The sequence below is a fragment of the Vibrio sp. Vb1026 genome (assembly GCF_033338745.1).
GTDB lineage: Bacteria > Pseudomonadota > Gammaproteobacteria > Enterobacterales > Vibrionaceae > Vibrio > Vibrio alginolyticus.
The window spans coordinates 83,983-109,174 of record NZ_JAWOTH010000014.1; the positions used below are offsets into that span (position 1 = coordinate 83,983).

29 protein-coding genes are annotated in these 25,192 nt (G+C 42.5%); 19 read left to right on the forward strand and 10 right to left on the reverse strand.

Annotated elements, in window-relative coordinates:
* The first annotated feature begins 207 nt into the window (after positions 1 to 207).
* Positions 208 to 636 carry a PaaI family thioesterase gene (locus R7E47_RS18345; protein WP_054866349.1) on the forward strand — a complete coding sequence of 143 codons (429 nt, stop codon included), beginning with the start codon at positions 208 to 210 and terminating at the stop codon, positions 634 to 636.
* Positions 637 to 662: 26 nt separating this feature from the next.
* On the forward strand, positions 663 to 1,052 hold the full coding sequence (locus tag R7E47_RS18350; RefSeq protein ID WP_054574607.1) for a MazG nucleotide pyrophosphohydrolase domain-containing protein: 390 nt from the start codon (positions 663 to 665) through the stop codon (positions 1,050 to 1,052).
* Between the two features lie 43 nt (positions 1,053 to 1,095).
* On the opposite strand, the gene R7E47_RS18355 is transcribed toward R7E47_RS18350, so the two are convergent.
* A complete protein-coding gene (locus R7E47_RS18355) occupies positions 1,096 to 1,971 on the reverse strand; it encodes a universal stress protein (protein WP_318084895.1) in 876 nt (291 codons plus the stop codon).
* A gap of 215 nt (positions 1,972 to 2,186) precedes the next feature.
* Between R7E47_RS18355 and R7E47_RS18360 the strand changes: the two genes are divergently transcribed.
* Complete coding sequence (locus R7E47_RS18360) at positions 2,187 to 3,530, forward strand: magnesium transporter (RefSeq protein WP_017635328.1); 1,344 nt, start codon at positions 2,187 to 2,189, stop codon at positions 3,528 to 3,530.
* Positions 3,531 to 3,572: 42 nt separating this feature from the next.
* On the opposite strand, the gene R7E47_RS18365 is transcribed toward R7E47_RS18360, so the two are convergent.
* Positions 3,573 to 3,767, reverse strand: a complete 195-nt coding sequence (locus R7E47_RS18365) for a hypothetical protein (protein WP_318084898.1) — start codon at positions 3,765 to 3,767, stop codon at positions 3,573 to 3,575.
* Positions 3,768 to 3,820: 53 nt separating this feature from the next.
* Between R7E47_RS18365 and R7E47_RS18370 the strand changes: the two genes are divergently transcribed.
* From R7E47_RS18370 to def, 7 genes are all read left to right on the forward strand, one after another.
* Positions 3,821 to 4,363: an AAA family ATPase gene (locus tag R7E47_RS18370; RefSeq protein ID WP_308387371.1), complete on the forward strand. Its 543-nt coding sequence runs from the start codon at positions 3,821 to 3,823 to the stop codon at positions 4,361 to 4,363.
* Positions 4,364 to 4,470: 107 nt separating this feature from the next.
* Positions 4,471 to 5,916, forward strand: a complete 1,446-nt coding sequence (locus tag R7E47_RS18375) for an AGE family epimerase/isomerase (protein WP_318084900.1) — start codon at positions 4,471 to 4,473, stop codon at positions 5,914 to 5,916.
* A 246-nt stretch (positions 5,917 to 6,162) separates the two neighbouring features.
* On the forward strand, positions 6,163 to 6,987 hold the full coding sequence (locus R7E47_RS18380) for a hypothetical protein (RefSeq protein WP_213895738.1): 825 nt from the start codon (positions 6,163 to 6,165) through the stop codon (positions 6,985 to 6,987).
* A gap of 1 nt (position 6,988) precedes the next feature.
* Positions 6,989 to 7,528 carry a tetratricopeptide repeat protein gene (locus R7E47_RS18385; protein WP_213895737.1) on the forward strand — a complete coding sequence of 180 codons (540 nt, stop codon included), beginning with the start codon at positions 6,989 to 6,991 and terminating at the stop codon, positions 7,526 to 7,528.
* A gap of 394 nt (positions 7,529 to 7,922) precedes the next feature.
* Positions 7,923 to 8,252, forward strand: coding sequence for a YceK/YidQ family lipoprotein (locus R7E47_RS18390; protein ID WP_213895736.1), 330 nt, complete (start codon positions 7,923 to 7,925; stop codon positions 8,250 to 8,252).
* Between the two features lie 32 nt (positions 8,253 to 8,284).
* On the forward strand, positions 8,285 to 8,749 hold the full coding sequence (locus R7E47_RS18395) for an ABZJ_00895 family protein (RefSeq protein ID WP_017635325.1): 465 nt from the start codon (positions 8,285 to 8,287) through the stop codon (positions 8,747 to 8,749).
* Between the two features lie 234 nt (positions 8,750 to 8,983).
* Entirely contained in the window at positions 8,984 to 9,490 is a 507-nt protein-coding gene (gene def, locus R7E47_RS18400; protein WP_258510394.1) for a peptide deformylase, read from the forward strand.
* Positions 9,491 to 9,562: 72 nt separating this feature from the next.
* Here the strand turns inward: def and R7E47_RS18405 are convergent, their stop codons facing one another.
* On the reverse strand, positions 9,563 to 9,970 hold the full coding sequence (locus R7E47_RS18405; protein ID WP_258510395.1) for a helix-turn-helix domain-containing protein: 408 nt from the start codon (positions 9,968 to 9,970) through the stop codon (positions 9,563 to 9,565).
* A gap of 84 nt (positions 9,971 to 10,054) precedes the next feature.
* On the opposite strand from R7E47_RS18405, the gene R7E47_RS18410 reads away from it, so the two are divergent.
* From R7E47_RS18410 to R7E47_RS18425, 4 genes are all read left to right on the forward strand, one after another.
* Entirely contained in the window at positions 10,055 to 10,558 is a 504-nt protein-coding gene (locus tag R7E47_RS18410) for a DUF2938 domain-containing protein (protein ID WP_213972737.1), read from the forward strand.
* Positions 10,559 to 10,784: 226 nt separating this feature from the next.
* Complete coding sequence (locus R7E47_RS18415; protein WP_318084906.1) at positions 10,785 to 11,813, forward strand: phospholipase A; 1,029 nt, start codon at positions 10,785 to 10,787, stop codon at positions 11,811 to 11,813.
* 93 nt (positions 11,814 to 11,906) lie between these two features.
* Complete coding sequence (locus R7E47_RS18420) at positions 11,907 to 12,365, forward strand: exoribonuclease R (RefSeq protein WP_318084907.1); 459 nt, start codon at positions 11,907 to 11,909, stop codon at positions 12,363 to 12,365.
* Between the two features lie 328 nt (positions 12,366 to 12,693).
* Entirely contained in the window at positions 12,694 to 13,698 is a 1,005-nt protein-coding gene (locus R7E47_RS18425; RefSeq protein WP_025767819.1) for a metal-dependent hydrolase, read from the forward strand.
* Between the two features lie 40 nt (positions 13,699 to 13,738).
* Here the strand turns inward: R7E47_RS18425 and R7E47_RS18430 are convergent, their stop codons facing one another.
* From R7E47_RS18430 to R7E47_RS18445, 4 genes are all read right to left on the reverse strand, one after another.
* Positions 13,739 to 14,131: a hypothetical protein gene (locus R7E47_RS18430; RefSeq protein WP_005376463.1), complete on the reverse strand. Its 393-nt coding sequence runs from the start codon at positions 14,129 to 14,131 to the stop codon at positions 13,739 to 13,741.
* Between the two features lie 499 nt (positions 14,132 to 14,630).
* The gene (locus tag R7E47_RS18435; protein WP_318084909.1) at positions 14,631 to 16,391 is read right to left on the reverse strand and encodes an ABC transporter ATP-binding protein/permease; all 1,761 of its coding nucleotides are present in this window, start codon (positions 16,389 to 16,391) and stop codon (positions 14,631 to 14,633) included.
* A 117-nt stretch (positions 16,392 to 16,508) separates the two neighbouring features.
* Positions 16,509 to 17,036 (reverse strand): DUF6795 domain-containing protein, encoded by a 528-nt coding sequence (locus R7E47_RS18440; protein ID WP_193837988.1) that lies wholly within the window; start codon positions 17,034 to 17,036, stop codon positions 16,509 to 16,511.
* Positions 17,037 to 17,288: 252 nt separating this feature from the next.
* Positions 17,289 to 17,903 (reverse strand): PolC-type DNA polymerase III, encoded by a 615-nt coding sequence (locus R7E47_RS18445; RefSeq protein WP_005376459.1) that lies wholly within the window; start codon positions 17,901 to 17,903, stop codon positions 17,289 to 17,291.
* Positions 17,904 to 18,259: 356 nt separating this feature from the next.
* Between R7E47_RS18445 and R7E47_RS18450 the strand changes: the two genes are divergently transcribed.
* From R7E47_RS18450 to R7E47_RS18465, 4 genes are all read left to right on the forward strand, one after another.
* Complete coding sequence (locus R7E47_RS18450; RefSeq protein ID WP_238967206.1) at positions 18,260 to 19,120, forward strand: immunity 49 family protein; 861 nt, start codon at positions 18,260 to 18,262, stop codon at positions 19,118 to 19,120.
* 137 nt (positions 19,121 to 19,257) lie between these two features.
* Complete coding sequence (locus R7E47_RS18455) at positions 19,258 to 20,334, forward strand: threonine aldolase family protein (protein ID WP_318084912.1); 1,077 nt, start codon at positions 19,258 to 19,260, stop codon at positions 20,332 to 20,334.
* Between the two features lie 82 nt (positions 20,335 to 20,416).
* Positions 20,417 to 20,677 carry a DUF5062 family protein gene (locus R7E47_RS18460; RefSeq protein WP_005376453.1) on the forward strand — a complete coding sequence of 87 codons (261 nt, stop codon included), beginning with the start codon at positions 20,417 to 20,419 and terminating at the stop codon, positions 20,675 to 20,677.
* Between the two features lie 224 nt (positions 20,678 to 20,901).
* A complete protein-coding gene (locus R7E47_RS18465; RefSeq protein WP_318084914.1) occupies positions 20,902 to 21,396 on the forward strand; it encodes a YcxB family protein in 495 nt (164 codons plus the stop codon).
* A gap of 119 nt (positions 21,397 to 21,515) precedes the next feature.
* Here R7E47_RS18465 and R7E47_RS18470 read toward each other — a convergent pair whose 3' ends face one another.
* From R7E47_RS18470 to R7E47_RS18480, 3 genes are all read right to left on the reverse strand, one after another.
* The gene (locus R7E47_RS18470) at positions 21,516 to 22,256 is read right to left on the reverse strand and encodes a helix-turn-helix domain-containing protein (RefSeq protein WP_169644074.1); all 741 of its coding nucleotides are present in this window, start codon (positions 22,254 to 22,256) and stop codon (positions 21,516 to 21,518) included.
* A gap of 104 nt (positions 22,257 to 22,360) precedes the next feature.
* Positions 22,361 to 22,822 (reverse strand): carboxymuconolactone decarboxylase family protein, encoded by a 462-nt coding sequence (locus R7E47_RS18475; RefSeq protein WP_005376442.1) that lies wholly within the window; start codon positions 22,820 to 22,822, stop codon positions 22,361 to 22,363.
* Positions 22,823 to 23,019: 197 nt separating this feature from the next.
* A complete protein-coding gene (locus R7E47_RS18480; protein ID WP_047104114.1) occupies positions 23,020 to 23,931 on the reverse strand; it encodes a DMT family transporter in 912 nt (303 codons plus the stop codon).
* A 93-nt stretch (positions 23,932 to 24,024) separates the two neighbouring features.
* On the opposite strand from R7E47_RS18480, the gene R7E47_RS18485 reads away from it, so the two are divergent.
* Positions 24,025 to 24,930: a LysR family transcriptional regulator gene (locus R7E47_RS18485; protein WP_033906526.1), complete on the forward strand. Its 906-nt coding sequence runs from the start codon at positions 24,025 to 24,027 to the stop codon at positions 24,928 to 24,930.
* Positions 24,931 to 25,192 lie beyond the last annotated feature (262 nt).

Sequence of the window (25,192 nt, forward strand, 5' to 3'; positions counted from 1 at the left end):
CGCCTTTTCATAACGTTGCGTAATCACTATGCAAACCATATCGCCACTCTAAATAAACTGGAAATTATCGTTAATTATTAAAATGATTATTTAGTGTTATGAAAAGCGAGGTTGCTGGCCCTGCAACATGCAAACAAAGATTACTCGCCGTTTCTTTTTAATTGTTGGCATATGCTAATTACTCTTTTGAGAAACCGAGTAACTATCATGTCCACAAACAGCTACTGTCATTACACTCACGAATATCATCATCAATGTGCGGTTTGTTCTTCAATTAATGTGAATCCGAACTCTTTGGCCGTGAACTACCAATACCTAGCCGATGGTTCTGTTGTCGGAGAGTTTCACGTTTTACCGCGTCATCAAGGTTACACAGACCTGTTGCATGGTGGTATTGCCAGTTCGCTTCTCGATGGTGCAATGACGCATTGTTTGTTATCTAGAGACATTCAAGCCCTTACGGCGCAGTTGGATGTGCGCTACCATGCACCTATTCAGTTAGATGATCGAGTCACGATTACTGCACACTGTGAAGGTGAACGACGCGGTATATATCAACTGGTGGCTCAATTGCGGGTCGAAAGCGAAGTTAGAGTGACGGCTAAAGGGAAGTTTATTCGTCCTAAAAAGGCATAAATAAAAACGTGTTCTACGGAGAGGCAATGAAGAAATTTGATGAGCTGTATGCAATTGCGACGAGAAAATCTCAATATGACCAAACCAATACTTGGTTTAAAGGCGTAGAGACTTATCTGGAGGCCATTGGCAAAGAAGTTGATGAAGTCCGCGAAGAGATTCGTGAGGATCGCCTTTGTCATTTGGAAGACGAGTTAGGCGATGTGTTGTGGAACTACCTTAACGTATTAAAAGCGTTGGAAAGAGAAAAGGGGATAGATCCTGAGAAAGTACTCGAAAGAGCCTGCAACAAATACGATCAGCGTGTATCTGCGATTGAGTCGGGACGCAGTTGGGATGAAATAAAACAGCAGCAGAAACAAGCCTTGAACGCAGAGCATGAAGTCGCGCAGTTAGAAGATGTAAAGAGCCAATAACTGCGCTTGGTATTGAAAGGATAGATTAATAGGGAATACCTAGTCAGCCCTTGGAGCTGTTGACCAACAGTAGGTCACAAGGTGGTTGGTCAAGTAACGTGTCTACAGTGCTGCCAGACCAAAATTGGGATGACATGCTTCGTTTACATGCACCCATAATCAAAATCGCTGCTTGTGATTGCTTAACTGCTTTTGGTAACGCCGTTTCAGGGTTTCCTTCCGGTAATAGTAATGGAACTCGCGTTAACTTTTGCGCAGTAATAAAATCTGTAATGCCTGCTTTTTGATTGCTTAATATCTCTGCACGATAGCGAGAGAGGTATGGCGCGACGTATCGGCAGTAAACGAGCGTCATTTTCCCGCTTAAGGTTTGTTCTAATTTTGAGCCTCGCGAGACGATGGCTTTATCTACTATCGACTTTTCATCCCCTCGATGAAGTGGGTCGATTGCACAAAGCATGTTGGCGTGAGAAGGCCATGAACGCTCACTCAGTAGCAACAAGTCGCAATCTTGTTGTGCTAGTTCTGTGAGCATCGTTTGAATCTCGTGTTTGTTAAAGTGTCCCACGAGCAGTAAGTCAGTGTGGTCAACAAGTCGTTTCGCAACTTGCTCAACCCAATGGCTCCCTTTGAAATGCTCGTAAGAGAGCGTTGGTGTTTCAAGCTCTTCTTCTTCACAAAGTTCGACAATTAATGCGTTGAACTTTAAGGTCCAAGCTTCAAACTCAGCTTGTCTTTTTTCTATATGGTCAGAGTTGAAACTGAGAAAATGAGCGAATGCGTGATCTTCACTTCGGCGATGGTCTTCCACTAAAACTACAATAGGCTGAGCCAGCGCTGTCGAAAGTTGAATCACTTTACGAAGCACCTTACGACTTGGTAAGGCGGCCTGCTGAGTCAGAAAAAATACAGGTGCCATTGATTACTCCATTATCAAACAAGGCGAATGAGCCTGACACACATTCAAGTCTATACCATGAACTGATGCAGAGGCGTTTTGTTTCTGCGAGCGAAATATAAATTCCGCAATTAAGTCAACTATCGCCTAGAATTTTAACATCAAGAATTCATGCCTTCGGATAGCACATATCGTCAATGCGGCGAATGTGGTAGTGAAAGCTATAGGTAAAAGTAATGATAGATTCCAACCAATTGCAAATTAACCGCAAAGTGCCACATTTGCTTGCTGAGATCATTAAAGCGATAGAATCGACCGAAGACTTGAGCTTTTTGAAAGACTATCAAGAAGCACAGATTGCGAACATTTTGGAATCGGTCAACATTGCTTACCGTAAGCGTGTCATAGAAGCAGTGCCGCCTGAGAAGTATTGGACGGTATTAAATTTGCTCCGATACGACACCGCCAAGCACATTCATCAATCACTCAATAAAGACTTACAACATGAACGCTTGGCGTACATAACGGATTCAGAACTGATCATCTTTGCGGACTTTCTACCGACCGAATTTGTAGATGAATACCTTATTGATCAAAGTGAAGAGTCTGTCGCGCATATCCAACAAGCATTGTCGTATGAAGACAACAAAGTTGGACGTTATGCCGAGCCTCACTTTCTGGTCGCAAACCCTAAAAACAGCGTAGGAGGCATCAAAACCGAGCTGCTAAAACGTGGGCAAAGTCCAGTGCGGTTGATTATTGTGCGTGATGCAAGTGGTGTGATTGGTACGATAGAGCCGCAAACCCTGTTGCTGCACGAAAATCATATCAAACTTACCGACTTGACCGTAGTTACGCCAATTCTAGAAGATATTCAAACGATTCAAAGCGTCAGCAAACAAGTCTCGATTGATGGTGGAGCACATTGGTTTCCTATCATGGCTGGTGGCAAAATTATGGGCGTCTTGTCGATGGCGACCATCGCGATTACCTTGCGTGAACTCAGCCTACAAGCTGTAGTGGCAGAAAACGTACGAAGCGAAGAAGATTTGTTTACACCATTAAGCGTGGCGACAAGGCTACGAGCACTTTGGTTGGTGATTAACTTGCTGACCGCTTTCGTAGCCTCCGCCATCATTGGGCTTTTTGATAATGTGGTCGAGCAAGTCGTTGCGCTTGCGATCTTAATGCCCGTTGTGGCGAGCATGGGCGGCATCGCGGGTAGCCAAACCTTAGCGGTGGCCATTCGAGGTATCGCACTAAACCACTTGCACCAAAGTAACTTGAAGCTATTGGTGAATAAGGAATTAAAAATCGCCACCATTAATGGGTTAATTATGGGATTGGTGATCGCGGGTGTCGTTTACATGGTGTTTGACTCTTTGCCATTGGCGCTTATTATTTGCTGTGCCATTTTCCTCAATAGTTTGGCGGCCGCGGCATCGGGTACGTTGATACCATTCACGTTGAAAAAGTTTAACATTGACCCCGCCGTGGCTGGCTCGGTAGTATTGACGACCGTTACCGATGTCGTCGGTTTCTTTGCGTTCTTAGGCTTAGGTGCCATTTTCTTGATATAGAAAGCCAATTGACGCGTTAACCAGCAGAACCAATCGCACCACTTACCAACCCAGTATTTTGGGCGAGCTTGCTTCGCTCAGCATTCCTCCGTTTTCCATAACCGATGAACACGTCGTTTCGGTTCTTACTTTGTATATCTCTTCACTGCCCAGTTCTATTCCCCCAAATTTCCCACTACCGATCTCGCTTAACGCTGGCGTGCCAAATGCCAATTTCAAACGCCAGATGATACCCATTTTCTTGGCTGTACACGCATTACTTCACTCAAACAAAAAATAAGGAAACAATTTTGAATAAACTCATCGTATTCACAGGTGGTCCCGGTGCAGGAAAAACCTCGGTTATCGAACAACTAAAAACACAAGGCTTTATCTGCGCGCCAGAAACCGGTCGTCAAGTAATACAAACGCAGGTTGCCAATCACGGTTCAGCATTACCTTGGAATGACAAACAAGCTTTTCGAGACGAAATGATGAAGGCAGAAGTGAGCAATTACCGAGCTTTCAATGTCCACCAAGGGAATGTGTTTTTTGATCGCAGTATTGTGGACGTATATGGCTACAGTAAGTTGGAACAACTGCCAATCTCGTATGAGCTCATCACGCATTGCCAGACGCTTCGTTATCATTCTCAAGTGTTCATTTTTCCACCTTGGGCATCGATATTCAGCAACGACGAAGAGCGAAAGCAAGATTTTTCTGAAGCGGTGGCTACGTATCAACAGATGGTCAACGCTTATCACAAATTTGGTTATCAATTGATCGAAGTGCCCAAAATATCAGTCGAAGACAGAGTAGCGTTTATTCTCGGCTCAGTTATCGAACAAGGCTGAAAGATGATTGATGCAAACAAATGCGTAAGGCGATTGTGAGCACGACAACAATATGCGTAAAGGGAGTTATTTATACTGGATAAAATTCAATAACTTAATTGAGTGTTATGTCTTTTAAATATCTTACCTTATTGCTCGCAACGACGAGCATGAGCAGCTTTGCTGATGTAGGCCTGCCTTCGGGGGATGATTGGTTAAACCATGTGACGAATGGCCTAGCCCCATATTGGGTGATGGAAAGCGCGCATGGGCAACCTGCGGGGAATTTTCCGACTTTTCGTTGTGATAACGGTGTCATTCTCGACCCACAAAAGCCGTGTGAAGAATTAAACAAAGGGTGGATTAGCCCGCACTTCGATCGCGAATACACCCGCATGAAATCGCGCCAAACTTACGCTTATGGCGTGCTTTTTCATCTTACGGGTGACAAGCAAGCATTAGAGCTGGCAAAGAAAGGGGCTTATTACCTGATTGATCATCTACAAGATGAGAAAAACGGCGGCTTTGTGAGCTTTACGCGTAGTGGGAAACCGGGGATGGAGTGGCAACAACGAACTTCTCAAGACCAAGCATACGCCTTAGTGGGTTTGGCGATGTACTACTACTTGACTCAAGATCCAAAGGTCGAACAAGCGCTTATCGACCAGCAAGCGTTTATATTTAAACAATACCGACGAAGCGATGATCGCGGTCTGGCGTGGGTTTTGAAAGACGGTGATGGGGAAAGTGCGAAGCAGCAAGAGCTAGTCGCTCAACTTGACCAGATCAATGGCTATCTGTTGTTAACGGCGCCACTTTTACCACCGCCAGCGCAAGCCAAGTGGAAACAAGATCTGCAATGGCTGACGAAAGTGATGCTAGATAACTACCATTCCGTCAAAGAGCAGCGCTTTTATGGCGCGATACACCACAAAGCGGTAATGATGCCAGATGCGAAACACAATGATTTTGGACACACCATCAAAGCGTATTGGATGACGTATCTGACAGGTCAGTTGTTGGAAAATTCAAAGTGGACAGAGTTTGGTTTCAAAGGAATGAAACACACGCTTAAGCAAGCGCAATATCAGCAAAACTTTGAGCAAGTCAAAGCGCTTTTCTCACCAGAATGGCAGAGTAAATGGGCACAAGAGAGCATTCCTGCTTGGCAATCAAGACCATACAAGCACTATAGCTCGTCTTGGGAATGGGCAGAGCTCGATCAAGCGGCAATGACAGTTTCCCTTGTTGATGGTTCGATGAAAGAAACGCTTCAATACACGTTACCCACCTTTATGGACGTGTGGGTGGATCATCAGTACGGAGGTGTTGGTCTGAATCCTAAATCAACCAAAGCGTTCCATTGGGGAAGTGGTTACCACCAGTTTGAACATGCATTGGTCGGGTATTTGTACGCGCAACAAATGGCAAAACAGCCTGCCAAGCTTTACTACGCACGACCATCAGAGAGCAAAATGCCACTTAATCCGTATTACTTTAGCGCAGAGGTAAAATCGTTGTCGTCACAAAGTGATGGAGTCACCATCGCGACATTCACCAATATTCGACCTTAGGTTGGTCGATGGTGATGTGTTGGTTAAAGTCCGCGTAAAAGCCAAAGCAAAATTGTAGCAGTAATATCAATAAAGACTAACCAACTGGTTAGCCTTTATTTTTAATAATCTTACATGTAATGGTGACAACACATATAGTTAACGAATGTTTATTTGTAATGACCGCTGAGTGTTTCTAACAAATATCCAACTATAAATTAACTTTCATTGATTAGGGTATATCTCACAATTAGGACAACTTAGAGCTTGGAACTTTATGCAATTCAGTTCATAGTGATGGTTTTGAGAGAATCATTATGTATATTTATTTCTATACTAACGCACGAGAGAGATACGCCGTTATCAATCAACTACATTAATTACATGTATCCAGCTGACAAACTATTTAGCTCTTGTGTCGAACTAAGAAGCAAATTAGATAATGAGAAAATTCCCGTTAATACCATAAAAGATACTTCTCTTGCGGGACCATTACGTAAGCTTCCAAATGATATTACAGGTGAGAAAAGGTTACAAAAGCTTAAGGAACAGATAGATCGCAACATGGCGGTTAAGTCTGGTATGTTAACAGTTCGAATGCACTGGAAAAACAAAGCTGTTATTCCTTCACGTAAATTTTCGTCTCTAGCTCCAATACAGTCGTCAACTCTAGCTTCTACTGCAGTGAAAGCAAATAGTGGAAGAGCCATGGCCTTAGGGATGGTATTACAGAAAGGCAGAGCTATGCTTCTTTTTGATATTATCCGACAAAACGTTAGAGTACTAGCTAATCGAGTACACAATGCAAATCTAGAATCATCTGGCTGCATTTTGATTGTTAATGTGAAGTATTTGAAAGTTGAAAGGGAATATGGGAGAGCTCCTCAACTATCTAGAGTTTCATTAGCAAGTATAATTTCTCAAGAAGACAAGTATAACTTTGATTCGAGTGCTTATGTTCGTGGTCAAATTGCCAATATGTGTGAAGCTAGTGCTAAAGCTCCTATCAATACAAAGTTTCAAATTGTAAGCGGTCAGTATGACGATTCATACTCGACAGCAGTCTTGTTTATCAAATGCACATGGGAATAACATGAGAATTGTTAACGTTTTATTAGTAGTGCTCCTTGTTACGGCATGTAACGATACTACGTCAAAGTTTGAGGCAACTAAAACGACAGAAAGCCTCCTAACTCAGGCCCGAGAAGCTCCAGAGCAGTTGTACAGCGAAGCAAATAAATTTTATGAACAAGGTGATGTGCAAGGAGCAAAGTCTTTATTGATCAAAGCTATCGAAGTGGATGATGTTCATAGTAAAGAGCTTTTAGGGGTAATCCTTCTGAAAGAGCCAAAAGTCATGGATGTTAAGCGGGGCTTTTCTTTAATCTCAGAGGCTGCTGATGATGGGTTGGCTAGTGCACAATTTTATTTAGGATCATGTTTGTATGATGATGGCTGTGGTTTACTTGAAAATAAGGTGCTTTCAGCCTATTACTTGACGCAAGCGTTAAATAATGGTGAAGGTGGTGCACAAATGCTACTTGGATTTCTAGATGAAGAAATAGGTGACACTGCGATTGATGAAAAAACATATGCGGTAGAGCTAAATCGCTATATAGAACAACTCAATTAATATTGCGGCTTAATGTTTTATAGGGTTTTAATCGAACCTCAAACAGAGAGTGCTGGACTTCTACAAAGCAGTAGAAGCCACAGCGAATCTGCAACAATAATCGAGTGTGTAATAGAAAATAAAAAGCCGTCAGAACCACTGGTTTTGACGGCTTTTTATTCTATGACAGGTAGAGGCTTCAATTTTCAGCGCGATAGATCCATGAAAACTTAAGTGAGATTCCAATCACGTCGCATGATCTCGCTAGTGTCATTGGAAATAAATGAATTGTTTCTGATACATAGAACGTATTAGCATGGTTGCACTGGGCCCATATGAGTAAACTTATTGAATATACAATTTGAGAGAGAGGGTTTAGTTTTAAAAAATAACAGTTAGTTGGAATCTAGGTTAAATGAAAATAAAACTATTTAAAAAGCTACAAGTTGTATTTCTTGTGGTGTCAGCATCTTTAATGGTGGGGTGTTCGTCTATAGATGCGCATGCTGGTGGCGGATACGGAAAGCCGTTTTCAGGCACCGCGTTATCAGTCGCACGACAACCTTGCTATTTAAGAGCTGATATTACTTCTATCGCGTTATACCCACTATCATTGATTGACATTCCTTTGTCGTTAGCAACGGACGTTGTGTTTCTTCCTGTTGATTTAGTCATGGTAGTTACGCCAACAACGAGTTATGGCGGTGTTGTTTCTCTAGGTTGTCCAAGCGGAATCATGATCTAAAACGCTTATTTTATTCAAATAAATGGAAGGAAATGAAAGTGGAATTAAAAAATAACTATTCAGAATCAGAAATAAACCAGCCACCATCGGTACTTCTTGTTACGTCTCTGTTGTGTCTGGCGTCCGTTTGTTGGGCTGCATTGCTGTTGGCCATTGAATATATTGTTGGGATAGAAATGAGTGGTACAGGCTTTCTTAGCACGTTAATCCCAGCCATGAGTGTTGGTTATTACTTCGGCTACAAGACTGGAGATGTAATGCCATCAAAAACAAGATGGTATGCTGTTTTACTGTGGACTTTAGCAAGTTTGGTAGTGTTCTCTCTTATCTTAATGTCGTTAGATATTTCTCCGTTTTATTTATTATCTGAGCTCGGTGGGGTAAGTATTTTTATTGCTATCATAATGCTAATAACGATTGGCATCGCCTACTTAATTTTAAAAAGTGGTGAGAAAATGGCGATTAGAGTATTACTCAAAGCCAAGGAAAGTCAGTAGATAAAATACAACAAACGATTCAATTAGGATCATGACAAGACGCCAGCCATAATGTGCTGGCGTTTTAGTTTCCTATTTGTAGGATTTTTTGTCTAAAAGGCAAACCCATTGATTGTGTTGTAGTTTGAGTTAATGGTTTATGCCTTGTGCGCAAGATAGCTTAGCAGGTTTATGTATCGAGAAACGTGTGTATAATTCGCCACGAATTACGATTTATAGATATGAAAGGTAAGTATGGCAGTCCTCGAAATTCTCTCCATTCCAGACCCAAGGCTTAAAGTAAAAGCAGAAAAAGTCACTGATGTATCGACAGTACAAACGCTGATAGACGATATGCTAGAAACACTTTACGCAACGGGCAATGGTATCGGTTTAGCTTCAACCCAAGTAGGCAGAAAAGAGGCGGTTGTTGTCATCGATATCTCTGACGAACGCAATGACCCTTTAATCTTGGTTAACCCAGAAGTGGTGAGCGGAGAAAACAAAACACTTGGTCAAGAGGGATGTCTCTCTGTTCCTGAGTACTACGCAGATGTAGAGCGTTACACGTCAGTTGTTGTGTCTGCACTAGACCGTGATGGCAACCCGATTACAATCGAGAGCGATGAGTTCTTGGCGATTGTGATGCAGCACGAAATTGACCACCTATCGGGTAACTTGTTCATTGATTACCTTTCACCGTTAAAGCAAAAAATGGCGATGAAAAAAGTGAAGAAGTACGTAAAATCGCAAGCTAAGTAATATGAAAGGAAGTAACTCACAACCGCGAGTTACTTCCGTGTAAATCAAGAATAGGACGGTAGGGAGAGCGGTTTATCTCTGCTTTTGGGGGACATAACGCTTTACGACCTTCATAAGCTTCTGAAATGAAGAACAGTCCATATGTGACTCATGAGGGCAGGTGGCGACATGGTTGAGGTTGTCTCGCACCGCTTTCAAACGTTTTATTTGCTCATCAATCTCAAGTGCCTTTTTCGTTAGTAAGTCACGATCGATATATGGCTTTGAAACTTCTGATTGATTCAACATTTCTGCCATTTCGTTAAGCGATATTCCAGCGATACGCCCCAAACTAATTAAATTGAGTGTATTGAGTACCTCTGGTGAATATTGGCGTCTCAATCCATTCCTTCCTATCGAGCGAATTAACCCCAGCTGTTCGTAGTACCTGAGCGTTGAAGTCGGCAATCCTGATTTTCTAACCACTTCTGCAATATCCATATTATTCCCCATTGACTTCAAGTTGGCTTTAAGTTGTAGCATGCAACTAAGACCTTAACAAATCAAAAACTTGAGGAGAGAAAAATGCTGCTTTTAATGGGATTGCAAGCGGCGCTAATAGGGATTGGTGCCACTTTGATAATGGATTTATGGGCATGGTTACAAAGGAGAGTGTTTGGTATTCCTTCATTAAACTATGCGTTGGTTGCGCGCTGGGTTTTGTACATGCCCCAAGGAAAGCTTATGCATGCGCCAATTATGGCGTCGGAGGCGATGCCGGGAGAAAAGTCACTTGGCTGGTTTTTGCATTATGCCATCGGCGTTACTTTCGCTTTGGCTCACGTTACTGTTTTTGGTCATCATTGGTTGGTAGAGCCCAGTCTAATGCCCAGCTTAATTACAGGCGTGGTAACGTTGATCTTCCCATTTTTGGTCATTCAACCTTGTCTAGGATTTGGTTTTGCTGCGAGTAAAACCCCAACACCTTGGAAAGCCCGTTTTCTTAGCACATTGGCGCATTTGGGTTATGGTTTGGGTTTATTCATAGCCGGGTTTGCAATCAAAGTTACGAGCCAGTATTTTGCATAGAGAACATGAGCATCATGCAAACGAGTGGTTTTTATCTATGATGCTCAACTCTTGGTTGTTTTTTGCGCTTTGATCATAGTTGACCGATATGTCTAAAGTCTGTTGCATTTATCCAAGACGTAAAGTCGGCGGACATTTAACATTGCCTTAACGTCAGAATGGCAAGCGGTTTACCAAGAAAAACTAAAATTATCTGGTTTGACATAAAGAATATTAAGGGTTTCAGATGGCTTCAAAAGTGGCAGGGATATCAATACTGAGTTTATTGGCAGCGCCAGTTGCGATGGGAGAAACAGCCAGTGCTTATGATTTATGTTTGCTAGACAAAATAAAGCAAAGCAAAGGTGAGGAAACCATAAAGAGCATTCGCGCGCAGTGTGAGCTTGACACAGTAACCAGCACAGTGCCCGCTGATCCAGAAATTGAAGAGCCTGAAGAACTTCAGGAAAGTTTGGTCGACAAGCGTTTGGAATCAGAACGAGAAAACGCGTTCGAACCGTTTAGTCTGGTCGCGCATCGCGTTAACTATATTCTTCCGTTTACATACAGTGATCGTGTAAATAAACGCGCGTATGCCGACACCAAATACGGCGATGAACTGCGTAAGGAAGAGGCGGAGTTCCAAATCAGTTTTAAAGTACCAATGAACTATGATGACTTGTTGTTTGATGGCGATGGTCTGTTTTTTGGAATGACTCTTAAATCATTTTGGCAGGTATACACGGGTGCAGCATCTCGTCCATTCCGTGAAACCAATTATCGTCCAGAGCTTTTTTACTACACCCCAACAGACTGGAAACCACTTGATGGTTCGACTTGGTTAGGTTTTGGTATTGAACATGAGTCTAACGGTCAGAGACAGGAGCTATCGCGCAGTTGGAACCGTGTCTATGCCAACTTAACCTTTGCAAAAGACAATTTTGCGGTTTCTATCCAGCCTTGGTGGCGTATACCTGAAGATGAAAAGAGATCGCCTAATGATCCCAAAGGTGATGATAACCCGGATATCGAAGACTATATGGGACACTTTGAGCTATCGAGTGCTTACAAGTGGAATGGTTACGAGTTTACCTTTTTAGGTCGCCAGAACTTTCAAACACATAAGGGTTTTGCAGAACTGGGTGTGTCATTTCCGATTTGGGGCAAAGTTCAGGGGTACGCACAATACTCAGCGGGTTATGGTAAGAGCTTGATCGACTATGATCATAATCAGCAGCGGATTGGTGTTGGTATTGCAATCAACGGTGTTTTGTAGTTTTTCGTAGATGGATAGAAATTAACACTGGCAATTGAAATTTCAATATTTAGAATGCGAGGCTGAAATTGATTTCTAACCTAGAGTGATTTTATGCTTCGTGATTACACCTTCGATTGTCTTGTAACTATGCCTCGCCATGAGCTGGAAGAGTTTAGTGCTCGTATGATCAGTAAAATGGTGCCAGAAGACGTGATGAATGAGCTGTTCACTTTTGAACAAGAAGAAGTGGATAGTGAAGACCGCATGTTGTCTGCACGTCTTGATGCAATGCTACGCATGACAGCAATCGCACTGAGTGAAATTCAACAAGCGTTTGATGACTCAGACAACGCAAAGCAAAATAGCGAGCGAATGACGCGATTGGTGCTTTGGCATTTCTACGCGATCTCATTCCGTTTGGAAGAGGCCATCACGCTAGAAACACACTGTGCTCTAGTGGAAAAACTAATCGAAAATGCACCTTCGGATGTTTTTGCGTGGGTAAAAACATTGACGGAGCTGCTGCACACTTACGCTGAAATCAACGCGAAAGAGCATCCTCAAGACTAAACACCTGTCGTTTATCGTTCAGTAAATTAGAAACAAGGCGAGCCATTTGGATCGCCTTGTTTTTTCGCGTCAGATAAACCTTCGGGTTTGAAATACCAAACAAGCCTAGACTCAGATTTGTTCGTTCACTAGCGAACGGCGTGATTCCTTCTTACACTAAATCAAGGTGTTTGTTGCTAAACAAGCAAATGCATGACTAAGTCGTGTATTGTTTTCCACTTAAATGCGGATAATTTATGTCGAAGAACCTTCTGGTTTTTAAATTGGAACCGACTATTGAGCGTGTACGCTTTCCAGCTGAGCTTCATCTATCTAAAGGAAGTGAACGATGGATCCGTTAACGCAAGGTTTATTGGGTGCAGCTTTGCCACTGGCCGTGAGCAACAAGCGAAACCTTGCAGTTGTTGGCGTGTTGGGCGTGGTCTCTGGGATGGCTCCGGATTTAGATGTGCTCATCCGTTCTTCAACTGATCCTTTGCTGTATTTGGAATACCATCGCCAATTTACTCACTCGCTCTTGTTTATCCCGTTTGGTAGTTTCATTTGTGCTTTGGTGTTGTATCCATTGTTCGCAAAAAAGCGAGGACTAAGCTTCCGGCAGAGTTGGTTTTACTGCGCGCTTGGTTATAGTACCCATGCGTTATTAGACGCATGCACCAGTTATGGAACACAGCTTCTATGGCCGATAAGCAACACGCGTTATGCTTGGAACACTATTTCGGTAATCGACCCCGCTTTCACACTCCCTATTTTAATATTGCTTTTGTTTTCTGCACTGAAGCGAAGCCCAAACTATGCCCGCATTGCATTTTTATGGTGTTTGGCTTACCTAAGCCTTGGAATGATTCAACGAGATAGAGCAGAAGTAGCTGGTTGGGAAATCGTCAAAGAGCGACAACACAACGCTATACAATTAAAAGCCAAACCAAGTTTCAGCAATCTTTTGGTTTGGAAACTAATTTATGAAACGGAAGAGAGCTACTATGTAGATGCCGTAAGGGTGGGGCGTTCAATAAAAATTTACCCTGGCGAATCAACTCCAAAGTTAAATATAAAAGAGCAATTTCCGTGGCTAAACCCGCAATCGCAACAAGCAAGAGACATCGAACGTTTCCGTTGGTTTTCAAACGGTTTTGTAGCGACGGATCCGAATAATGAATTGCGAATTGTTGATATGCGTTATTCCATCGTACCAAACCAAATTAATGCGTTATGGGGCATCAATCTATCCCCAAAAGCCAACGCAGAGGCGCACGTTGAATACACTGCTCATCGAGGAAGTACTGCAGAAGATCGCCAAGTTTTTTTCAACATGCTTACGGATTTTGAGTGATGGTTTTACTTTGGATGTCGATGCGGTGTCGTAATAACCATTACGCAGACTGAAAGTCCTTTACTAGGGTTGGCTTGCTGGCGAAGAAAATTTTGCCAAACAGGGACTTGTACTTCCAGCCAAGAGACAAAAGCCGTTTAGCTAAGTTCTTGTTTTCAATGATTGCAACCTCAACACCTTGGTAGTGGTATGGATTGCTTTTGATGTAGTCGATAAATGCAGTAAGCACGCCTTGCCCGCGAACGGAGGGTGCAAAGTTGACTGCTACAATAGAAAAGCGTTGGCTACCTGCTGGGCAACGGACTAAACAGTGCCCAAGAGGATGAGTAATAGTCTCAGAAAATTCAGGAAAAGGGCGAGACTCAAGCTCTTGAGAAAGCGCATCGTATCGCTGACATAGATAAGAAAATAGTTGTTTCGCTTCGCTGTTCATATCGGTGCCGCTTTTGTGTTGCTTGGTTTAAAGGCATTGATGTCTCAAACATTGTAACCATAGATAGCAACACAAAACGCGGTAAACTTTTTCAGCAATGATTTCCTATTTTTGAAACCTAGATTGTTACAAATGAAGTTGAATGGTTTTTATATGGTGGTTGTGAACGGTGTTTCTAGTTGAAGGAAGAATACGCTGGTTACTGGATTCTTACTGGAATTCCTTTGTTAAAAGGCGAGCTGCTTGGTTTAATGCCGCTCGTTTAACTGCGAGTGGCATCTTTTGTATTTCGTCACCTTGTACAGCGACGATGGGACATGATGTGGAATCTTCTATCCTAGCTCTTCATGGTCTAAATTATCTCATTAACCACTCAGAGCGCTGCTATTAGATTCCTAGTCTCGCAAGGGCTCGCTGGACTGACACAAAAACATCGTTAAACTCCTGTTATTAAATTATTTGGTCCGCCTTTGCTTATTTTTGAGCGCTTAACTAGGCGTTACTCCAAGTGCTTAAATTGCAATGCCACAAGTCGCTGATACAACTCACAGCTTTGCATTAATGATTGGTGGTTACCAACATCGACTAATTCGCCATTGTCGAGCACCGCAATTTTATCCGCATGTTGGATAGTCGAAAGACGATGAGCAATGATCAGCGTTGTGCGTCGTTTCATTAGAGCTTCAAGTGCTTGCTGAACGTGATGTTCACTTTCACTATCAAGGGCGCTGGTAGCTTCGTCTAGCAGTAAGATTTTTGGATCTTTTAGAATCGCGCGAGCAATCGCAATGCGCTGCTTTTGTCCGCCCGATAGCCTAACGCCGCGCTCCCCTAAAAAGCTGTGATAGCCTTCGGGAAGCTTCTCAATAAACTCATGGGCATGGGCTTTTTTCGCGGCTTCGATAACTTGTACATCCGTCGCTTCAGGATTACCGTAGCGAATATTATGAAAAACATCATGGCTAAACAGCGCTGGTTGTTGTGGTACGAGCGCCATTTGACGTCGAAGCTCGTTTGGGTCGAACTGTCGAATATCTTCACCACCAAACAACACTTGCCCTTGCTGTGGGTCATAAAATCGTTGCAGCAGTTCGAATAGTGTTGTTTTACCTGCACCAGAAGGGCCGACCAACGCCAGTACTTTTCCTTGTTCAGCGGTTAGATTTAATTCTTTGATTGCTGGTTGATTTGGGCGAGAAGGGTAGTTGAAACTCACCGAATTAAAGTTAACCTCAGCAAGCATGTCGGCACGGACAGGCAAATGGTTGCTTGGCGCTTTAATATCACTGTCTACTTGAAGGATCTCAATCAGCCGTTCGGTAGCACCTGCGGCTCTTTGCAATTCACCCATGGCTTCGGAAATGGTTGCAGTCGATGAGGCAACCATAATGGCATAAAACACAAATGCGGCTAGGTCACCCGCAGACATTTTTCCCTGAATCACATCGCTGCCGCCTACCCAAAGCATGCCTGCAATCGCGCTGAACACAATCACAATAACGCCTGATATCAGGATCGCGCGCTGTTTTACTCTCTGTCTACCTACTTCATAAGCTTTTTCCACCTCGACAGCGAAAGCCGCTCGTTCATGCGACTCTGAGCTAAAACTTTGCACGGTTTTAATATGTTCTATCGCTTCTCCAGCGTAGCTGCCAACATCGGCCATTGAGTCCTGACTTTGGCGAGAGAGAGCACGCACGCGTCGTCCATAAAACAAAATCGGAACCAGAACCAAAGGCACAGAAGCAAGCACAATCAGCGTGAGCTTAACGTTGGTAGCGAATAACATAATGATGGCACCAAAACACATCAAAGCGCTACGCATCGCCATCGAGAACGATGAACCAATAATGCTTTGCAGCAATGTGGTATCGGTAGTCAGGCGCGACATTATGTCGCCACTACTGTTGGTCTCAAAATAGCTCGGATGCAGCGTAATCACATGGTTAAACACCGCAAGGCGAATATCCGCACTAACGCGCTCACCTACGGCAGAGACAAGGTAAAAGCGAAAGAAAGTCCCAATGGCAATACACAATGTGACACCGACAATAAACTGAATCGCATTGGTGAGCTCTTGCAATGATTGCTGAGCAAAGCCTTGGTCGATAAGAATGCGCACTCCATAGCCAACGGATAACGTCAAACTTGCTGTCGCGACAAGGGCAACCAAGGCCGCCGCAACCCGCCATTTATAAGGTGCAATAAAGGTGCTGAGTTTAAGAAGAATGCTGAGATTTTTGTTATTTTTTCTGCTCATGAGTGACTCACAAAGCGTTTTAGGTACCTGGCATAGTAAGCCAGTTTGGTTGATGAGACCAGCGAACTACCGCTTTCGGATCAGGAAGTTGAGGAGTTTGATAGAGTAAACATTACTCTATCTGTTTACTTTTAAGTAATCACTTAAGTCACATTGACTACTTACGGAATCCCCATGGGATTGAAATTCAAACTTTCTGATGGGGTTGGTGGCTTCACAGTTTAAATTAGACATATTTACTCTTTCCTTCATACCGATGACATGATGCCTGAAAATTCCTTTCCAAATAACAACCTTTTGATTGGCAACGGTTGTGGTCACTTCTACACTGCATATTGTTTGAAATAGGCCATCGAAAATACTTAGAACTTTGTTCCTTTTTCTGAAAACAGGATCAAACTTGAATTCCCCATTTGTATTCGTGGTGAAGCTACGTTCGAAAGAACGATTTTCTGACCGAATGTTAAGTACTACATTTGCATTCTTTATGGGAGTATCGTTCTTCGTAATACGTCCTTTTATGCTTGGTGTAAACTCTTGAGCTTCCTTACCAAAAAATAAAAAGCCAACAGCAAAAACAGAAATCAGTACGAGTATGAGTAAAGCTGCAAACTGTTCTAAGAACAGAAAAACATTGTTGATCATCGCTTACAAATCAGTAGTCAGTGAATACACCTCGAATTGTTGCGTATTGTCTCGAGTGACTATAGCGAGTATCTAAATCGGTGAGACATAATTCACGATTTTTTTAGAAGTTTTGGAGGATAGAGTGACCCAGGCGATCTTTGTTTTGAATAAGAAGCACTGCGATATTGACAGATATAACCAATATCGCATGTATATCGAAAATCACTTAAACGTCGAAGAGACTAGAATCAGCTTTTAGTTCGGAGGGGGTTACGCACGGCTTTTGGCGAGTAGCAGGTCGACTTTTCCTTTGGCTGTTTTACTGACCGTTTGCATCAACTGAAAACTTGGTTTTTCGACGCCTGAGTTTTCTATCCCTTCGACCATTAAGAGCCAAAGCTTGGCTGTCATTTGCGCATCGGCTAGTGCACGGTGGAAAACACCGTCGTTGTCGATATTTTTATAGCGAACAAGTTCACCTAGCTTATGTGATGGGGCTTCTTGAATGAGCCGTCTTGCCACTAGTAAGGAGCAAGCAAACTCACCCGAATAACCACAGTTGATTCGTTCAAGCTCCGCATCTAAAAATCGTTTATCGAAGGACGCGTTGTGAGCGATAAGGTTTTCGCCTGCAATGAACTCACTAAATGACGCCATTACCTCTTCGCAGCTTGGTGCCGATCGCAACATATTGTTGGTAATGCCGGTGTAGTTCTCAATGAAAGAACTCACTCTGAAACCGGGATTCATGAGTTGCTGAAAACTATCGACAACCTCGCCATTGACTAACTTTACTGCACCAATTTCTATTGCGCGATCACCTAAAGTAGGAGAGAGACCTGTGGTTTCAAAGTCGAGTACGACCACAGAGTTTGCTTGAGGCATAAAATTTTCCAGCTGAGTAATATTGTGCAAGAGTATTATCGAAAGCGACAGAAAAAGAAAGGCGAACACAATGGTGAATATCTGTCTATCTTTACTCCACAAAGTCAGTGTTCGTCGTCCACTGTTTATGGACAGGTACGTTCTGGCTTACCCATCGCGGCTTGTGCGGTAGCCTTATATTTCAAATGTTTTTCGGCTTTTCGATTCATTTCAGTTAAGCATTAACTTTCGATACAACATACTGATTATAAATTGATTTCATAAAACAACTTCGGCATCATTCACTGCTTGATTTTGAGGATGATTATCATCACGGCAAAAAATTAGAACAACTTATAATGCGAGGCTAGGGAACGATGGAACCAATGAAAAATCGCTATTTAGAGATACCTGAAGAAAGAAAATTGCGTATTTTTCGTGAAGAAGACGAACGTTTCTACAGTTTTTGGGAAAAAATGCTTGATGAAAAACAATCTTTTTATCAGCAACCTCTCAAAAGAATGAGTAGCGACGCTTGGTATTCGCTTGATGCATTCTTCACTGCTTCAAAATACGGACAACATCAGGCCTCGCCAGCTTATATAAAAAGAGCGCTTGAGTTACTGAATAACGTATACTTACTGGCCAATCATTCAGACCAAGTTGTTGAGTTCTCTGTTGGGCACCGACATTTTTCGGAAGTAGGTAACCGTTCTATTGCAGAAGGAACAATGGATGCATGGTTGGATGAAATCTGTTTAGCGATGGCCGCGAGAGATTGGCGCTGCGTAGAGCTGATGACCATCATGGATGAGTCGTTAGTGCGTTTAAAAGATCCTTTCGATGTTGCGCTGGTCGAGTTCGTTAACGGTGTATTTAGCAATTCATCAGCGTTACCTGAGTTATTGCAAACGGTGATGGAGAAATCCTCCCCACAATATTTAGAATCAACCAGGGTGCCATATGTACACTCTTTGTTTATTCCATTTGTGAATGTGTTTGTTGCCATTATCGATGGCGATGAGGCACATTATCAAGAGGCACTGAGGGATGCGTTAGAGGCGCATTACCAGTTCTACATGAATGAAGATGTTCGCTATTCGCCAAAAGGAAATGTTTCTCTGAAACTGACTGGTCTTGCTGCATTAGCATACGATAAGTATGGCTGGACGATTCCAGAAGCCGCATATTTACCGAAATGGCTTGTTTACGGTGAGCATGATCTTCGTTCTGCGTAAATCACTCTTAAGTTAAATCTATGTCCAATCGGAGGTTCAGCATGGAAGCATAAGCAGAAAATGCATCGCGAAAATGCAGTTTACGCCTCCGTTTTAACAAGTTACATTGTTGAAACTTTGATTCAAAGGACAGAACAATGAGTGCCCACCTAAAACAGCTTTGTCATACCCATCTCCCTGGTAATAAAGAAGATTCTCCAGCCGAACACTTTGTGAAAATGGCAAAGTGGTGCGAAGAAAACAACGTCAATCACGATGTCTACGGTGAGGGAGAAACGATTCAAGCGTTCGAGCAAAAGGTTGCCGAACTGCTAGGTTACGAGGCAGGGCTTTTTGTTGTAACAGGGACGATGACGCAGCCAACGGTGCTCGAAATCGTCACAAGGCAAAAGCGTAATCCTATTATCGCTATGCACGCATCTAGCCATATTCCGGTGCATGAAAAACAAGGCTATCAGCTTCAACATCGCTTTAGTATTTTGCCAGTAGGGAACCCTTATCAAACATGGAAGCTTGAGGATCTCACTGCTTGGCCGGATGAAATCGCAGCCGTTCTTTATGAACTCCCGATGCGAGAAATTGGTGGTCAGCTACCTTCATGGCAAGAACTGGAAGATATCAAAGCGTACTGCGCCGAAAACAAAATTCATCTCCATATGGATGGCGCAAGACTATGGGAAACCGCAGCTTACTATCAGAAAGAATACCGCGAGATCGCCGCTGGTTTTGATACGACCTATGTTTCACTATACAAAGGCATCAACGGCATGGGCGGATCTATGTTGCTTGGCTCAAAGTCGTTCATTGAACTGGCTTCAATGTGGATGAAGCGGCAAGGTGGCAACCTCTATCACAGAACACCTTATGTGGTGTCTGCGGCAATGCAGTTTGATGAAAGGTTGTCACAAATGCCGGCTCTGTTTGAGCGAACAAAACAGATCTACAAGATCATTGAAGAGTTCCCATCTTTGGCGGTGAGACCAACCCAGCCTCAAGCAAATATGTTGCACCTTATCCTGCCATTTAGCTGCGAAGAGTTGAAAGAACTCCAATACACGTTTGCCACGGAAAAGGGCATTTGGTTTGGTAACCCGCAAGTCACGGCACATCCAAATCAATCGATTGTTGAATGGTATGTTGGTGACTACCTGCTCAATCTTGGTGATGACGAATTAAGGTCGTTTTTCAATCAGTTACTCGGTAAGAAGGCATAAACTTATCAATATGCGAGCTTACTAACACGCCATACGTGACACTTCATGTATTCTTAATTGAAGCGAAGAAGAGGATTTATCAATGTCAAAAAGCTCCAAGCTTCACAATGAAGACAAACTGGTTAAGAAGGCACTAGAGATTGGTGGGAAGATGGCGAAGCTACAAGGTTTTGACCTTCCTCAGTCACCACAACCTCTAAGAGTAAAAGCGATTTACCTATTCTTGGTCGATGCAAAACAGATCACGCCATTGCCGGAAAGCAAGCTAGACGGCGCAAGCATCAAACACCGACTGGCAGTATGGATACACAGTGCGTTGCCAGACAACGACCCTCTAAAGTAGAAAACCTCAACAAGTCACACAGGTTGTTAATTAGCAAGGCGAGCCAAATGGTTCGCCTTGTTTGATCTTGGCGAGAGCACCGAGGTCTTTTTGCGTGGCGGTATCATTGATTTACAAAACAGAATCAAAAGGACTAAAGATAAATCCCGAGAAGCGCTACAATGCATGCGTTGCGAGAGTGCAACCAAGAATACTCATTTATAGAAGCCTTGAAGTAACCATACATGTCTAAAGATTTCGAATTCACTACAGAATACACACTCGACAAGCCATTTTTTGCTGAGTGTTATGATCAAACTAGCCAGCCAACGAAGTTCCCACAAGCGTACCTAAAAGGGATGCTGTTTCTTATCTTTGGTGTGGTTTTATTGGAGTTTGAACTGCTACCTAACGGTTACGTCGGTTGGTTCTTTATCGTATTGAGTGTGATTGAAGCGTGCAGCGTTTACTTCAAAAGAACTTGGTGGCTGTGGCGTCAAACCATCAGCTCAAGCCGCGGCAGTAAAGTGGTGTTTGAAGTGAATGCAGATGGCGTGCGCTACAAAAGCGGTAAAATCGATCGCAGCCTCGCTTGGAGTGAAATCGACCAACTCGAACAAACCGATTTGGGCTTTATCCTTCACCTTGGTAAACAACGCCAATACATCAGCAAATCTTGCTTAAGCGAAGAAGTGATCGCGTTTATGGTAGAGCGGCACGCGGCATCAAAAGCGAGCTAACCAACTCACATCAAGCTGGAATGAGCGATCGAAAAAGTAGGTGATATATGATCGAACATTGTAACAAGTATATGGTCGATTCTGAATCAATGGGGTTTGATGTAGAAAGCTAATAAGGTTTAGAGGTTTCTCTTTCGGACATACTGCTTCGGTGTCATGCGCGCAATCTGCTTACACTCTCTAGTCATGTGTGCTTGATCGGAAAAACCTTGCTCCAGCGCCAACTCCGATAAAGTAAGATCGGGTTGCGCTCGGAGTTGCTCTAAAGTGTGCTTCACTCGTTTAATGCGTTGGTAATGTTTAGGAGTAATCCCCAACCATTTCTGAAAATTGCGCTCTCTCTGGCGCTGACTGATGGTCCCTGTAGGTTGGTCAATAATGTGGCCGACATACTGCGGTTCATATTCCTCAATCAGTGTTTGAACCCAGCGATATAACGTAGAAATCCTTGCATATGGCGAACGAGCTATTTGCAGAGACTCAAATGTTGCTAGTGCAGAAGAAGCCAAAGGGTGGTCGTCTTGAATCCGCAATAGCTGTTCTAGACGTTTACCAAATAGTTGATAACCAACAGCAGGATGAAAGCGTACGCCAGTCATCACCGCGCCTGGCGGTAGGCAGACCTGATGTGCCAGAATGCTTATAGGCAGTAGGACAACCCCCGGCGTCTGCCACTCACCATCCATTTGTACTTCATTCTGTAAAATGAATACCACACCTGTACCAGCATCACTGAGTAATTGTTTACGTACGGTTTGCGTCGTATCAGGTTTGACGGATGCTGACCAAATGGCTTGAACATAGCCAGCTAAAGCCTTTTGAGGTTTTAAAATATCAAATTCTAAGTTCAAATGAATCATCCTATTTAACCTCAACTTAAATGAGAAAGTGATACACATGTACTTTTCTTCCTATTAAGTTGAGGTATAAGCATTGGCTTACAAGTAAGAACCGTCAAATAGAATTATCGAGGTTTATAGACTCCAACCTTTGGCTTAAATGCCTTAACTATTCGGTTCCAACTATTGATCGCGTTGATCGCAATTGTTAGGTTGACCATAGCTTCTTCTCCAAAGGTATTCAAGGTCAGCTGATAGGTATCATCATCTACTGGTAGGCCAGCAGTTAGTAATTCAGCCCAGCCAAGCGCAACGTGTTCTGCATCGCTGTAGAATGGCATATCTTTCCATGCACTAAGCCCCCATATGCGTTCCGGCTTTTCACCTAACTTAAGCGCATCTTTACTATGCATGTCGATACAAAATGCACATTGATTGATTTGCGATATGCGTAACTTAACCAGTTCCCATATGATCATGTTCATAGTTTCTGATTGGCTAAATTGTTCATGGAAGTAAGCTTCCTGAGCGTATAGGATTTCTATTGCTTTTGGCGCTACTTCAATATAGTTGAGTCGTTTTTTCATGGTCATTCTCCTCTGTTTTTTACATAGTAAAAAACGCTCTTAGCAAAAGATTGAAGATTTTCGACATGCACTCAATAAAGTTAGATAAAAGAGTGAACGACGAAAGCGAAAAAATGTACCTATTGGAAACCAAGAAAACTTATACCAATTAACAAAGTATTGCTCTAAATAATGCGACTTAAGGTTGGCGTCTATTTTTACTCCACCACCTTCCGTAAACGAGCAAAAGGTGCTGAGTTACCTATATACACACCAGCCGCAACGATAAAGACGCCTAAAACATTTTCCCATTGAGCCTGCTCACCAGAAATGAACGAAATCAGTAGAGTGAATACCGGCATAATATTAAATAATGGAGACATTTTATCTGGACCAAGAACGATAGCACCTTTCATCCAAAAGTAATAAGCGATCAAAGTGCCAAACAGGCTCATGTACGCTATTAGTGATAGGTCTTTAAATGTTATGGCATTTAAGCTACGGCTAAAGTCGCCGTGGTACATCGCTATAGCGACCATTTGAATGGCACCAATACTTAACACCCAACGTAACTGCTGAGTTACTGGGATATGAGATGTTAAACGCTTCGCTAGAATTGTGTATAAACACCCACTAATTAAAGCAAATAACATGTATAGATCACCAATATTACTATTGCTGCTAATAGAATGAATATTTCCCCCTGTAATGACGATTACCACTCCACAAAAACTGATTAGTGCACCTAAAATAGTTTTAACCGAAATGGAAGTTTTGAGAATAAAGCCCGACAACAAGATAGTGACAAGTGGTAGATTTGCCTGAACAACCGCTGCGTTAACTGGGGTAGTAAAGCTCATTGCAGAGAAAATAGAGAAGTTTTGGATAGTTACACCCACGGTTGCTATAACAAACAACGACAACATACTTTTTCGTGTGAGCTTAGCTCCATATGGAGAGCGTTTAGTTCCTCTTATCAGTAAGAGTATTAAAGCTGCAACGGAAAATCGTAACGTCGCTGAATCCAAAGGAGAGACATCGCTATTAATAGCTTTTATTACGTTAAAGTTACTAGACCAAAAAAAGATAGCGACAACAACACCGCACCAAATTGATAAATGCTTAGACATAGATCTTCCTGATAAAAATTAACTTGACGCGATAATGCTATATATTTCATATTTGATTTTTAATAGCCAAATTTAAGAGGGTTAATCCCAAATATGGAACGTCACTCTTTGGATGACCTTTTGTTATTCGTTTCTGTTGCTCGCTATCAAAGCCTAACACAAGCATCTGAGCGTCTTAATGTCCCGTTAGCCACGCTAAGCCGGAAGTTAAAAAGGCTGGAAATAAACTTAAATTGCAGACTATTTAACCGCAGTGCACACCACTTTGCGTTAACAACTGATGGCGAAAAATATTATCAACTCTGTGAGCCGTTACTTCTTAGCTTAAATAATGTGACATCGAGAATTGCGACTGAGCGTCAGTCTTTAAGCGGAACGATCAAAATATCAGCGCCAATTAACATGACACAGATGTGGTTAAAGCGGTGCGTTTATGAATTTGCAGAGCAACATCCGAAGATATGTATCGATTTAGATGTACAGAATGAAAAAATCAATCTTGTATCTAACCGTGTCGATGTTAGTTTTCGTCTTGGTGATCTTATTGAACAAGACTGGATTGCTCAGAAATTATGGTCGATTCCATTTGCGCTTTGTGCATCACGAAGCTATTTAGAACAACACCAACCGATTACCCATCCTGAACAACTTGTGCATCATCGCCTAATTACGGTAAACAACGACAGCCAATGGAAATTAGTTAATCAAATCACCAATGAAACATTTGATCATCCGCTAAAGTTTCAATTCACTTCAAATGATGTACTACTAGTTAGAGACGCTGTCATCCATGGTTTAGGAATTGCGTGGATTCCAACCTATTACTTTCATGAGCTAAATCATGATCAACATAACCTGCTGCCTTTGTTGCCAGAATGGCAATGCTCGGGTAAAGAAGTATTCATTATGTATCGAGACCGCGATAAAAGGCCTGCAAGAGTTGATGCATTTATTGAACATGTCTTAAATTGGAAAAATCGCATTCAAATGTTTGCTTGAAAGAGGTTTATCACATTGTGCTGTGCCGGTAACCTCAATTGAAGCTTCATGACTCTGCTTCAATTGAGTTCATTTATTTAACCTCTAAAAGAATCATGAATACATAGGCAGTTAATGGGATTCGAGTTTACCAGTGATTCGGTCAGCTAAAACTCAAGCTAAGTAGAAAGTATTTGCAGTTGTATTTGCCTCTGAAAATCGTTTAGAGCTTTCTCATCCGCGAGGTTCTATAAGAAATTATTAAGGATATATTTGTGTGTGA